A 12,776-nucleotide genomic window follows, 5' to 3' on the forward strand; every position below is an offset into this window, starting at 1 on the left:
CGCCGGTGCCGACGCCACCCCTGGTGCGGACGCCGGCGCCGAGGTGCCCCGCACCCACGACGCACCGCCCGAACGGGCCACCGCCCCCTCCGCGGCCCCCGACGCGCCCACCGGCGCTCCCGCCGCCCACGGCCCACCCGCCGACCCGCCTTCCGGCCCACCCGCCGCGGGCGGCGGCCGACGGGCCCGTGCGTCCGGCGCGTCGTCCCACGACCGCGTGTCCGGCGACGAGCCGCTGCTCGCGGCCCGCGTGCACCGCCCCTCGGACCTGCTGCGCCTGCTCGTCGGCGTCCTGTCCATCGCCGTCGTCCTGGCCATCGCGGCGTTCGCGAGCGGGACCACGTCCGGCCTGGAGCAGGACATCAGCAAGGGCACCGGCCAGGCGCCCGACGTGTTCGTCAAGCTGGCCGGCCTGGTGTCCAGCATCGCCGTGCTGCTGGTCCCGGTGGCGTTCGCGATCGAGCGGCTCGTCAAACGGGACGGCCTGCGCATCGCCGACGGCGTCCTCGCCGCCGTGCTCGCGCACGGGGTGACCCTCGCCACGGACCTGTGGGTGGCGCGAGCGGCGCCCAGCGCGATCCAGGACGCGCTCACCCAGCCGCAGAGCGGCGGCGGACTCACGGACCCGGTCCACGGCTACCTGGCACCGGTCATCGCCTACATGTCGGCCGTCGGCATGGCCAGGAGACCGCGGTGGCGTTTCGTCCTGTGGGTGGTGCTGCTGCTCGACGCCTTCACCATGCTCGTCGCCGGGTACACGACCCCGCTGTCGATCATCCTGACGGTCCTGATCGGCGTCACGGTGGCGTACGGCACGCTCTACACCGTCGGGTCGCCCAACGTCCGCCCCACCGGCCAGACGCTGCTGGCGGGGCTGCGGCACGTCGGGTTCCGCCCGGTGTCGGCGATGCGCGCCGAGGCCGGGGTGCCGGAGACCGCCGAGCAGGGCGACCGGGGCCGCCGCTACATCGTGACCCTGGAGGAGGGGTCACCGCTCGACGTCACCGTCGTCGACCGCGAGCAGCAGGCGCACGGCTTCTTCTACCGGGCGTGGCGGCGCCTGACGCTGCGCGGCTTCACGACCCGCCGGTCCATCCAGTCGCTGCGGCAGGCCCTGGAGCAGGAGGCGCTGCTGGCGTACGCGGCGATCGCGGCGGGCGCCAACGCGCCCAAGCTGATCGCGACCTCCGAGCTCGGGCCGGACGCCGTGATGCTGGTGTACGAGCACCGGGCGGGCCGCCCCCTGGACGCCCTGGCGGACGAGGAGCTCACCGACCGGGTCGTGCTGGGCTGCTGGGAGCAGGTGCGGGCCCTGCAGTCGCGGCGCATCGCGCACCGCAGGCTGACGGGCGACGCCCTGCTGGTGGATCGTTCCGGCAACGTGGTGATCACGGACCTGCGGGGCGGGGAGATCGCGGCGGGCGACCTGGTCCTGCGGATGGACATCGCGCAGCTGCTGACGACGCTGGGACTGCGCGTGGGCCCGGAGCGGGCGGTGGCCGCGGCCGTGGAGGTGCTCGGCCCGGACAAGGTCGCCGACTGCCTCCCGCTGCTGCAGCCGATCGCCCTGAGCCGGTCGAGCCGGGCGACGCTCCGGCGGCTGGCGCGGGAGCGGTCCCAGCGTGAGCGGGACGCCGTGCTGCGGGCCTCGCAGGCCGCCAAGGCGGCACGGCTGGCCGCGGCCGGGGGCGGCGGCGGACCGGCGGAGGCCAAGGCGGACCGCAAGGCGGAGCGGGCCGAGAAGCAGGCGGAGAAGCGGGCGCTGGAGGACGCGCTGCACGGGGCGCGCGAGGAGGACCTGCTGGCGCAGATCCGCCGCCAGGTGCTGCTGATCCGGCCGCAGGCACCGGTGGAGCCGGTCCGCCTGGAGCGGATCAGGCCCCGCACGCTCATCAGCCTGATCGCCGGGGCGGTCGCCGCGTACTTCCTGCTGTCGCAGATCGCGAGCATCCCGCTGTCGACGATCAGCGACGCGGCATGGGGCTGGGTCACGGCGGCGGCGCTCTTCTCGGCGCTGACGTACGTGGCTGCGGCCATGAGCCTGCTGGGCTTCGTCCCCGAGCGGGTGTCGTTCCTGCGGACGGTGGCCGCGCAGGTCGCGGGCTCGTTCGTGAAGATCGTCGCTCCGGCCGCGGTGGGCGGTGTGGCGCTGAACACCCGGTTCCTCCAGCGGTCCGGGGTGCGGCCCGGCCTGGCGGTGGCGAGCGTCGGCGCCTCCCAGCTGTTCGGGCTGGGCGCGCACATCATGCTGCTGCTGGCGTTCGGCTACCTGACGGGGACGGAGCGGTCGCAGGGCGACCTGACGCCGTCCCGGTCGGTCATCGCGGGTCTGCTCACGATCGCGGTGCTGGTGCTGGTGGTGACGGCGGTCCCGGTGCTGCGCAAGTTCGTGTCGACGCGGCTGCGCTCGCTGTTCGCGGGTGTGGTGCCGCGCATGCTGGACGTGCTGCAGCGGCCGGGGAAGCTCCTCACCGGCATCGGCGGCATGCTGCTGCTCACGGCGATGTTCGTGATGTGTCTGGACGCGTCGATCCGCGCCTTCGCGGACGGTGAGCAGCCGCTGAGCTACGCCAGTCTGGCCGTGGTGTTCCTGGCGGGCAACGCGATCGGTTCGGCCGCGCCGACACCGGGTGGTGTGGGTGCGGTGGAGGGCGCGCTGCTGGGCGGTCTGCTGCTGGCGGGGGTGCCGAAGGAGGTCGCGGCCCCCGCGGTGCTGCTCTACCGGCTGCTGACCCTGTGGCTGCCGGTGCTGCCGGGCTGGTTCTCGTTCAACCACCTGACGCGGAAGGGTTCGCTCTGACCCTTGGAGACTCCCACCATGCCACCCGCACCCGCCAGGTGAATGAGCCGATCTCCCTTGCAGATACACGCCCAAGCGGCCTACATTGCCGCACATGCGGTCCTACACCACTCAGCAGGCGGCCCGGCTCCTGGGCGTCAGCGCCGACACCGTGCGGCGCTGGGCCGACGCCGGAAGGCTGCCGACCCGGAGGGACGAGACGGGCAGGCGGCTCATCGACGGGCCGGACCTGGCCGCCTTCGCCGTGGAGCTGGCACAGCAGGCGGACGAGACGGGCGAGGTGCCGTACACGAGCGCCCGCAACGCGTTCGCGGGCATCGTGACGGCGGTGAAGCTCGGCGACGTGGCCGCCCAGGTGGAGATCCAGGCGGGACCGCACCGGCTCGTGTCGCTGCTCACCCGGGAAGCCGTCGAGGAGCTCGGCCTGGAGGTCGGCGTCGAGGCGGTGGCCCGGGTGAAGTCGACCAACGTCCATGTCGACCGTGTCTGAGATGCCGGGGGTCGCGATGTTCCGTCGGGTGGCGGGTGCGGTGAGTGCGGGGGCGCTGCTGCTGTCCCTGGCGGCGTGCGGCGGCGGTGCCGCGCCGGGCGGCGACGCGGCCGACGGCGGAAAGGTGACGGTGCTGGCCGCCGCGTCGCTGACCGACGTGTTCGAGGACGTCGGCGCCGCGTACGAGGAGGAGCACCCCGGCACCGAGGTCGCGTTCTCCTTCGCCGGCTCGCAGGAGCTCGCCTCGCAGGTGCGCCAGGGCGTGCCCGCGGACGTCCTGGTCACGGCGGACACCACGACGATGGACTCGCTGAAGGACGACACCCGGGAGCCCGTGGTCATCGCCCGGAACAGGCTCGTCATCGCCACCGCTCCCGGCAACCCGGACGGTGTCGCCGGCCTGCGGGACCTGTCCCGCAGCGACCTGAAGGTGGTGCTCGCCGCCCCCGAGGTGCCCGTCGGCCGCTACAGCCGGCAGGTCCTCGACCGGGCGGGTGTCCCGGTGCGGCCCGTGTCGGAGGAGCCGAACGTCCGGGCCGTCCTGGCCAAGGTGCGGCTCGGCGAGGCGGACGCGGGGCTCGTGTACGCCACGGACGCCGCGGCGGCCGGTGGCGAGGTCGCGTCCGTCGCCGTGCCGGACGCGCAGAACGCCGTCGCGTCCTACCCGGCGGCCGCGCTGGACGCGGCGGAGAACGAGCGGGGCGCCCGCGCCTTCGTGGCGTGGCTGCGGTCGGCGCAGGCCAGGGCGCTGCTGGAGCAGGCGGGGTTCGAGGCGCCGTGAGCGTCGTCCCGCGCCGGGTCCCGGTGGCCCTCGCCCTGCCCGCCGCCGTGGCGGTGCTGTTCCTGCTGGTGCCCCTCGCGGGGGTGCTGGCGAACGCGCCGTGGGGGAGCCTGGCCGGGCGTCTGACGGCGCCCGCCGTACGGGAGGCGCTGGGTCTCTCGCTGGTCGTGTCGGCCTGGGCACTGCTGCTGTCCCTGGTGCTCGGCGTGCCGCTGGCGTGGGTGCTGGCCCGGGTGGACTTCCCGGGCAAGGCCCTCGTACGGGTGCTGGTGATGCTGCCGATGGTGCTGCCGCCGACCGTGGCGGGTGTGGCACTGCTGCAAGGCTTGGGGCGGCGGGGGCTGCTGGGCGGGGTGCTGGAGGACTGGTTCGGGGTGACGCTGCCGTTCTCGACGGCGGGGGCCGTCGTGGCGGCGGCGTTCGTGTCGATGCCGTTCCTCGTGATCAGCCTGGAGGGTGCGCTGGCGGGGCTGCACCCGCGGTACGAGGAGACCGCCGCGTCCCTGGGCGCGTCGCCGCTGCGCGCGTTCTTCACGGTGACGGTGCCGATGGCCGGCCCCGGGCTCGTCGCGGGGGCGGCGCTGTGCTGGGCGCGGGCCCTCGGGGAGTTCGGGGCGACGATCACCTTCGCCGGGAACCTGCCCGGCACCACCCAGACCCTTCCGCTCCAGGTGTACCTGCTGCTGCAGAACGACCCGGAGGGCGCGGTCGCGGTCTCCCTCCTGCTGCTCGTGGTGGCCACGGCGGTGCTGGTCGCGCTGCGCGGGCGCTGGCTGGCGGCGGCCCCCCGGGCGCGTGCCGCGGCGGTGCGCGACGAGGACGCGCAGGATGCGGCGCCGGGCGCCGGCGATCCGTACTCGGCCCCAGGGAGGCCCGAGGAGACGGCGCCGGCGGCCGTGCGGGCCTCCCGGGCCGGCGCCGCGGCGGACCGGGCGGGGGGCGGCTGGCCGCTGAGCGCCCGCGTCACCGGGGCCGTCACCGTGGAGCTGGACGTGCCCGCCGGGACGACCGTCGCCGTCGTGGGGCCGAACGGCGCCGGCAAGACGACGCTGCTGCGTGCCCTGCTCGGGCTGACCCCCCGCGCCACCGCGTCGTCGGTGGTGCTCGGGGGCGACGAGCTCGCGCAGCTGCCGCCGCACCGGCGGGGCATCGCGTGGGTGCCGCAGGACGGGGCGCTGTTCCCGCACCTGTCGGCGCTGGCCAACACCGCGTACGGGCTCCGCTCGCAGGGCGTCTCCCCGCGGCACGCGCGCGTCGCCGCCCGGGAGCGGCTGGAGCGGCTCGGCGTCGGGCGGTTCGCCCACCGCAGGCCCGGTGAGCTGTCGGGCGGCCAGGCGCAGCGGGTCGCCCTGGCCCGGGCGCTCGCCGCGCGGCCCCGGCTGCTGCTGCTGGACGAGCCGCTGGCCGCGTTGGACCAGACGACCCGGGCGCGGGTCCGGCACACTCTGCGGCAGCACCTGGCCGGCTTCCCGGGGGTGTGCCTGATCGTGACGCACGACCCGGTGGAGGCCGTGTCGCTCGCCGACCGGGTGCTGGTCCTGGAGGAGGGCCGCCTCGTGCAGTACGCGGAGCCCGGCGAGGTGGCCCGCCATCCGCGGTCCCCCTGGGTGGCCCGCATGCTCGGGCGCAACGCCTGGCCGGGCACCGTACGGAGCGGAGGGCTGGAGCCGGTCGGCGGGGGCCGGCTGGTCACCGCCGCCGACCCGGCGCCTCCGGAGGGGGCGGCCGCGCTCGCGGTGGTCGCCCCCGAGGCGGTGTCCCTGCACCGGGCGCGCCCCTCCGGCGGCAGCCCGCGCAACGTCTGGCGGGGCACCGTGCGGGAGCTCACCGCGCACGGTGCGCGCCTGCGCGTGCTGGTCTCGGACGCGCCGGCGCCCGGGCTGGACGTGGTGGCGGAGGTCACCCCGGCGGCCGTGGCGGAGCTGGGGCTGGCGGAGGGCGCGGAGGTGTGGGTCAGCGTGAAGGCGACCGAGATCGCCGTCGTGCCCCTCTGAGTCCTCCCCTCCCCCACGGGCACCGACGGGGTTTCCCTGCCCGGCGGCAGCAGGACAGCGAGGAGGAGGGCAGCCGGCGGCGGCACCACCTGGCCCGGCCCGCCGGTCGCACGGCCGGAGCACGGGGGCAGGGGCCGCGCGGGGCGCGCGCCCCGCGCGACCGGCACCACGTGCCCCGGCCCCCACCGCCACGTGGCCGCACCCGCACCGGTTGCCGGGCGTACCGGCCGGGTCCCGTCCACCCGGTGCACTCGACGGGCCGGCCCCTCAGCCCCGCGCATGCCCCGCCGTGACCACCCCGCCCGGCCCCGGAGGGCCGCTCCTGCCGCCCCCGGTCCACCCGCATGGACGCCCGCGCAGGCGGCGGGCGGCCCGCGCGCCGACGATGGACGTATGCCGTTCACCCGCCCCAGCCGGCGCCGCCGCTCATCCCGGCGGCTCCGCGCCGCCCGTGTCCCCCGGCGTGCGGTCGGCCTCGCCGTCGCGGTCGTCCTCGCCGCCGCGGGGTGCGGCGGGAACGGCGACGGTGACGCCCCGCAGGAGGGCACGCCGAGCTCCCCGGGCGACCTCGCCCGGCAGGAGCTGTCCTGGAGCCCGTGCATCCCCTCACCCGTGTCCGAGGGAAACCAGCCGGCCCCCAGTCCCCTTCCCGACGGCACGCCGTGGGAGTGCGCGTTCATGGACGCGCCGCTCGACTACTCCGCCCCGGACGGCGAGACCATCGAGCTGGGCCTCATCCGCGTCAAGGCCCGCGACACGTCGCGCCGGATCGGCTCGCTGCTGTTCAACTTCGGCGGACCTGGCGGATCCGGCATCACGGCGCTGCCCGCCTTCGCACCGGAGTACGAGACGCTGCGCAGCCGCTACGACCTGGTCAGCTTCGACCCCCGCGGAGTGGGCCGCAGCGAGGGCGTGCGCTGCTTCGACGACAGCGAGCTGGACGCGTTCTTCGCCCAGGACGCCACACCCGACGGTCCCGCGGAGGAGCGGGCGCTGGTCGACTCGCTGGAGGACTACGCGGCGGCCTGCGAGGAAGACTCCGGGGAGCTGCTGCCGCACGTCGGGACGGAGAACGCGGCCCGCGACATGGACCTCATGCGGCAGGTCCTCGGCGACGAGAAGCTGTACTACTTCGGCATCTCGTACGGCACGGAGCTCGGCGCCGTCTACGCGCACCTGTTCCCGCGGACCGTCGGCCGGGCCGTGCTGGACGCGGTCGTGGACCCGGGCGGCACCGCTCTGGAGGGCGCGCTCGGCCAGGCCAGGGGCTTCCAGCTCGCCCTGGACAACTTCGTGCAGGACTGTGTGGAGCGGGGGGACGACTGCCTGCTGCCCGGCGGCACCCCGGACGAGGTCAAGACGTTCATCAGGAACCTGCTGACCCGACTCGACCAGACGCCCGTCGACGGGGTCGGCACCCGCGAGCTGACGCAGACCCACGCCGCGAACGGCATCATCCAGGCGCTGTACTCCAAGGAGTACTGGCCGTACCTGGAACAGGCCCTGGACGAGGCCGACGGCGGTGACGGCGCCCTGCTGCTCGCCCTGTCGGACTCCCTGAACGGCCGCGACGAGACGGGTCACTACAACAACCTCCAGGCGGCGAACGCGGCCATCAACTGCGTCGACACCAAGCAGCGGTTCACCCGGGAGGACGTGGAGGAGTACCTGCCGCAGTTCCGCGAGGCGTCCCCCGTGCTCGGCGAGTGGTTCGCGTGGGGCCTGCTCGGCTGCTCCCAGTGGCCGGTCCCCGGCACGTGGGAGCACCCGGTGGTCAGCGCCCCCGACGCGCCGCCCATCCTCGTGGTCGGCACCACGGGCGACCCCGCCACACCGTACGAGGGCGCCGCGGCGATGGCCGCCGCCCTCGGCAAGGGCGTCGGAGTGGAGGTCACCTACCGCGGCGAGGGGCACGGCGCGTACAACTCGGGCGACGCGTGCATCAAGCGGATCGTCGACGCCTACCTGCTGAACGGGAAGGTCCCGGCTTCCGGAACGGTCTGTCCCACGACTTAGGATGGCCGCATTCGTCGGATTCGTGGGGTGGTCGGGGCATGGCAGGACGTCGTTCCATACGGGTGCGGGCGGGCGCGGCGGCGGTCGCGGCGCTCCTGACGGGGGCCGTGACCGGCTGCCAGCCGGAGGATGCGGGCCGGAACGACGGCAAGGGGGCCGCCACGGACGGCCCGCCCGCGGTCCAGGACGTGGCCTGGCGGGCCTGCGAGGCCCCCGAGGGCGGCGAGCGGCCGTCCAAGGCGTGGCGCTGCGCCGACGTCGAGGTGCCCGTCGACTACGCCGACCCGGACGGCGAGACGATGTCCATCGCGCTGATCCGCAAGGAGGCGACGGACAAGAAGGACCGTATCGGGTCGCTCCTGTTCAACTTCGGCGGGCCCGGAGCGTCGGGTGTCGCCGTGCTGCCCGGCTACGAGACCGAGTACGCCGGGCTCAACGCCCGCTACGACCTGGTGGGCTTCGACCCGCGCGGCGTCGGCGGCAGCTCGGGCGTCGAGTGCCGCGGCGACAAGGAGCAGGAGAAGGCGCTGGCCGGGGTCGACTCCACGCCCGACACGGCGGCCGAGGAGGCCGCCTACCTCCAGGACGCCCGCTCCTTCGGGGCCGGCTGCGCCCGGTCGGCGGGGGACCTGTTGCCGCACCTGACCACGTCGAACACCGCGCGGGACATGGACGTCGTCCGGCAGGTGCTGGGCGACGACAAGCTGCACTACCTCGGCTTCTCGTACGGCACGCAGCTGGGCGCCGTGTACGCCCACCTGTTCCCGAAGAACACCGGTCGGCTCGTGCTGGACGCCGTGGTGGACCCGACCGCCGACACGGCGGCCCACGCCCGGCACCAGACGACCGGCTTCCAGAGGGCGCTGAACAACTACTTCGAGAAGCAGGGCGAGGACCCCGAGGAGGGCACCGCCCGTGTGGCGGCGCTGCTGGAGCGGCTGGACGAGCAGCCGCTGCCCACCGGTGACGGCCGGAAGCTGACGCAGAGCCTCGGCGTGACGGGGATCATCTACCCGCTGTACTCCGAGGACATGTGGCCCTACCTGACGCAGGGCCTGGACGACGCGGAGAGCGGCGACGGGTCCATGCTGCTGGCGCTCGCGGACGGCTACAACGAGCGCGGCGAGGACGGCCGCTACGGCACCACCACGCACGCCCAGCGCGCCATCTCCTGCGCCGACAGCAGCGAGCGCCCCACCCTCGACGAGGCGCGCACGCTGGTGGAGGACCTGGCGGAGGTGTCGCCCGTCTTCGGCCCTGCGCTGGCCTGGGACACGGCCGGCTGGTGCGCCGACTGGCCCGCGAAGGGCGAGCGTGCGACGGTCGAGGTGAGCGCCCCCGGCGCGGCCCCGATCCTGGTGGTGGGGACGACCGGCGACTCGGCGACCCCGTACGAGGGCGCCCGGGTCATGGCGGAGGAGCTCGGCGAGGGCGTAGGTGTCCTGGTCACCAACGAGGGTGAGGGGCACGGCGCCTACGGGTCGGCGTCCTGCGCGACCCGTGTCGTCGACGACTACCTGCTGCGCGGCAAGGTGCCGTCGAACGGCACGACCTGCAAGGGCTGACTCCCCGCTCCCCCGCGCCCGGCGCGGGGGCACGCCCGGAACGTGACGGCGCCGGGCCGGGACGCGGTGTGCGTCCCGGCCCGGCACCGTCGTCCTGCGGGTCAGTAGACCGGCTTGTGCGGCTCGATCTGGTTCACCCAGCCGATGACGCCGCCGCCGACGTGGACCGCGTCGGCGAAGCCCGCGGACTTCAGCACCGCGAGCACTTCCGCACTGCGGACACCCGTCTTGCAATGCAAGACGATCTTCTTGTCCTGCGGCAGGTCCTGGAGAGCGCTGCCCATGAGGAACTCGTTCTTCGGGATCAGACGGGCACCCGGGATCGAGACGATCTCGTACTCGTTGACCTCGCGGACATCGATGATGTCGATCTTCTCGCCGCCGTCGATCCACTCCTTGAGCTGCTTCGGAGTGATCGTCGAGTCGGCGGCGGCCGCCTGGGCCTCCTCCGACACGACGCCGCAGAACGCCTCGTAGTCGATGAGCTCGGTGACGGTCGGGTTCTCGCCGCAGACCGCGCAGTTCGGGTCCTTGCGGACCTTGACCTGCCGGTACTGCATCTCCAGGGCGTCGTAGATCATGAGGCGGCCGACCAGCGGGTCGCCGACGCCGGTGAGGACCTTGATGGCCTCGGTGACCTGGATCGAGCCGATGGACGCGCAGAGCACGCCCAGCACGCCGCCCTCGGCGCAGGACGGGACCATACCCGGCGGCGGGGGCTCGGGGTAGAGGCAGCGGTAGCAGGGGCCGTGCTCGGACCAGAAGACCGACGCCTGGCCGTCGAAGCGGTAGATGGAGCCCCACACGTACGGCTTGTTCAGCAGCACGCACGCGTCGTTGACCAGGTAGCGGGTCGCGAAGTTGTCCGTGCCGTCGACGATCAGGTCGTACTGGCTGAAGATGTCCATCACGTTGTCGGCTTCGAGCCGCTCCTCGTGCAGGACCACGTTCACGTACGGGTTGATGCCGAGGACCGAGTCCCGGGCGGACTCCGCCTTGGAGCGGCCGATGTCCGACTGGCTGTGGATGATCTGGCGCTGCAGGTTCGACTCGTCGACCTCGTCGAACTCCACGATGCCGAGCGTGCCCACACCGGCCGCCGCCAGGTACATCAGGGCGGGCGAGCCGAGGCCGCCGGCGCCCACACAGAGCACCTTGGCGTTCTTCAGCCGCTTCTGCCCGTCCATCCCCACGTCGGGGATGATCAGGTGGCGGGAGTACCTGCGGACCTCGTCTACGGTGAGCTCGGCGGCCGGCTCGACCAGGGGTGGCAGCGACACGGGGACTCCGTTGGTCGTATGTCAGTACGGGACGCCCCGCTCGGGCGGGGACTACTGTTCCCGTAACACTGCCACGCCCCTCCTCATTCCGAGACACCCGGTCCGATCTGCGAGACGATTTCGTCCCAGTAGCCGGGCAGGGCAGTGAATGGGGCGTTTTGCCCGCGGTCGGTGAAGAAGATCGTCCCTGCGCCCTGCCAGCGGGCGATCCGGACCGCCTCCTCCAGGTGGCTGCGGGGCACCCCGTGCACCAGGTGCACGAACCGCTCGGGCGGATGGTCCGCGGTCCACTGCTCCGCCTGTGACCAGCGGTACTCCGTCCACGGGCCGCAGTAGGTCACGAGCTGGTCCCCGATCTCCGCATAGCCGGGATCGGGGTGCGTGCCGTGGCTCAGCACCAGGTGGCAGCCGTCGGCGTCGTCCAGGACGGTCTCCAGGGTCGCCGCGAGCCGCCGCACCTCCGGCAGGGCTGACCGCTCTGTGGGACAGCTGTCCAGCAGGTAACCCGACACCCGGTACCAGTCCGCGTACCGGTGGGCGTCGGAGACGACGTCCCCGAAGGGCCGCTCCCGCCGGTCGCCGTCCCGCAGCGCGAGGTGGCCCAGGACACGGACACCCGCGTTCCGGAGCCGGCCCGCGACCTCCAGGCAGTGCGGGTCCGGCCGCGTCCCCGGGCCGTCCGACACGTTCAGGACGGCCCAGTGCAGCGGCGTCCCCGGCCGGGTCAGCTCGGCCCACTCCACCGGTGCGAGCAGCGGGTGCGCGTAGCCGGGGATGCCGATGCCGAGCCGCTCGGCGCCGGTCGCCGACAGGTCGGTCCCCACCGTCGTCAGATGCGGCACGCCGCCTCCATCCAGATGTCGGCCAGGGACTCCTCCAGGCTGATCCGCGGCCGCCAGCCGAGCCGGTCGCGGGCGGTGCGCACGTCGGCCTGCTGCCAGGACCCGCAGCCGTCCGGATACGGGTGGGCGCCCTGCACACCACCGCCGAGCTGCACGTGGTCACCGAGGCTGTCGGCGCGCTGCGCGGCGATCACCGGCCGCGTCGGGGGTCCGTCCAGCTCGTGCAGGGCCCCGGTGTAGCCGGCGACGCGGGACAGCACGGCCGCGGCGTCCCTGAGCCGGACGGCGCGGCCCGTGCCGATGTTCACCACGCCCTGGGCGGCGGACAGCGAGGCCGCGTGCACGGCGCGCGCCACGTCCCGTACGTCCACGAAGTCCCGCTGGACGCCGAGGCCGCCGAGCCGGAGCTCGCCGTCACCGGACTGCATGGCACGCCGCATCGCCTCCGCGAGCCGGCCGAGCGGCGACCCGGCGGGGGTGCCGGGACCCACCGGCGAGAACACCCGCAGGACGACCGCGTCGAGCCCGGAGCCCAGCACCAGCTCGGTGGCGGCCAGCTTCGACACGCCGTACGGCCCGCCGGGGCGCGGCACAGCGTCCTCCGCCGTGGACGAGCCGGGCTGGGAGGGACCGTACTCGGAGGCGCAGCCGACCTGGACCATGCGGGCGCCGCAGCGGCTGCGCCGCAGGGCCTCGCAGACGGTGGCGACGGCGACGGTGTTGTGCCGGGTCAGCTCGCGGGCACCTCCGCGGGTGGCGCCCGCGCAGTTGATGACGACGCCGGGGTGGACGGCGTCCAGGAACCGGGTGAGGGCCCCGGGACTGCCGGAGGCGAGGTCGAAGCGGACGTCCGAGTCGTCGCGGCGGCCGAGGGCGGTCAGGTGCACCGCCGGGTCGGCGAGCAGCCGGTCGGCGACGTAGCGGCCGATGAATCCCGTGGCGCCGAGCAGCAGCACCCTCATCGCGCGCCCCCTTCGCGCCGGCGGTCGGCCGTGTGCGGGGATTGGG

Annotated in this window: 9 protein-coding genes; 6 read left to right on the forward strand and 3 right to left on the reverse strand. The window is 74.5% G+C overall.

Features of this window, described 5'->3' with window-relative positions; genetic code table 11:
* Positions 1-43 precede the first annotated feature (43 nt).
* From BJP40_RS00805 to BJP40_RS00830, 6 genes are all read left to right on the forward strand, one after another.
* Entirely contained in the window at positions 44-2,800 is a 2,757-nt protein-coding gene (locus tag BJP40_RS00805; protein ID WP_071277654.1) for a lysylphosphatidylglycerol synthase transmembrane domain-containing protein, read from the forward strand.
* A gap of 94 nt (positions 2,801-2,894) precedes the next feature.
* A complete protein-coding gene (locus BJP40_RS00810) occupies positions 2,895-3,290 on the forward strand; it encodes a molybdopterin-binding protein (RefSeq protein ID WP_071277656.1) in 396 nt (131 codons plus the stop codon).
* Positions 3,274-4,071, forward strand: coding sequence for a molybdate ABC transporter substrate-binding protein (gene modA / locus BJP40_RS00815; protein ID WP_226962465.1), 798 nt, complete (start codon positions 3,274-3,276; stop codon positions 4,069-4,071). Before BJP40_RS00810 ends, modA begins: the two co-directional genes overlap by 17 nt.
* On the forward strand, positions 4,068-6,065 hold the full coding sequence (locus BJP40_RS00820; protein WP_071277660.1) for an ABC transporter permease: 1,998 nt from the start codon (positions 4,068-4,070) through the stop codon (positions 6,063-6,065). The genes modA and BJP40_RS00820 overlap by 4 nt, the downstream gene beginning before the upstream one ends.
* 393 nt (positions 6,066-6,458) lie before the next feature.
* Positions 6,459-8,081 (forward strand): alpha/beta hydrolase, encoded by a 1,623-nt coding sequence (locus BJP40_RS00825; protein WP_071277662.1) that lies wholly within the window; start codon positions 6,459-6,461, stop codon positions 8,079-8,081.
* Between the two features lie 38 nt (positions 8,082-8,119).
* On the forward strand, positions 8,120-9,646 hold the full coding sequence (locus BJP40_RS00830) for an alpha/beta hydrolase (RefSeq protein WP_071277664.1): 1,527 nt from the start codon (positions 8,120-8,122) through the stop codon (positions 9,644-9,646).
* A 101-nt stretch (positions 9,647-9,747) separates the two neighbouring features.
* Here the strand turns inward: BJP40_RS00830 and moeZ are convergent, their stop codons facing one another.
* The 3 genes from moeZ to BJP40_RS00845 form a co-directional block, all read right to left on the reverse strand.
* Positions 9,748-10,926, reverse strand: a complete 1,179-nt coding sequence (gene moeZ / locus BJP40_RS00835; RefSeq protein WP_071268991.1) for an adenylyltransferase/sulfurtransferase MoeZ — start codon at positions 10,924-10,926, stop codon at positions 9,748-9,750.
* An 83-nt stretch (positions 10,927-11,009) separates the two neighbouring features.
* Positions 11,010-11,768 (reverse strand): spherulation-specific family 4 protein, encoded by a 759-nt coding sequence (locus BJP40_RS00840; protein WP_071277666.1) that lies wholly within the window; start codon positions 11,766-11,768, stop codon positions 11,010-11,012.
* Entirely contained in the window at positions 11,756-12,730 is a 975-nt protein-coding gene (locus BJP40_RS00845; protein WP_071277668.1) for an NAD-dependent epimerase/dehydratase family protein, read from the reverse strand. Before BJP40_RS00845 ends, BJP40_RS00840 begins: the two co-directional genes overlap by 13 nt.
* Positions 12,731-12,776: the final 46 nt, after the last annotated feature.

The organism is Streptomyces sp. CC53 (genome assembly GCF_001865245.1).
GTDB lineage: Bacteria > Actinomycetota > Actinomycetes > Streptomycetales > Streptomycetaceae > Streptomyces.

Excerpts from the sequence above, each read along its gene's own strand:
- BJP40_RS00810 (WP_071277656.1), top strand. The coding sequence starts at position 2,895 with ATGCGGTCCTACACCACTCAGCAGGCGGCCCGGCTCCTGGGCGTCAGC.
- BJP40_RS00845 (WP_071277668.1), bottom strand. The coding sequence starts at position 12,730 with ATGAGGGTGCTGCTGCTCGGCGCCACGGGATTCATCGGCCGCTACGTC.
- BJP40_RS00830 (WP_071277664.1), top strand. The coding sequence starts at position 8,120 with ATGGCAGGACGTCGTTCCATACGGGTGCGGGCGGGCGCGGCGGCGGTC.
- modA (WP_226962465.1), top strand. The coding sequence starts at position 3,274 with ATGTCGACCGTGTCTGAGATGCCGGGGGTCGCGATGTTCCGTCGGGTG.
- BJP40_RS00825 (WP_071277662.1), top strand. The coding sequence starts at position 6,459 with ATGCCGTTCACCCGCCCCAGCCGGCGCCGCCGCTCATCCCGGCGGCTC.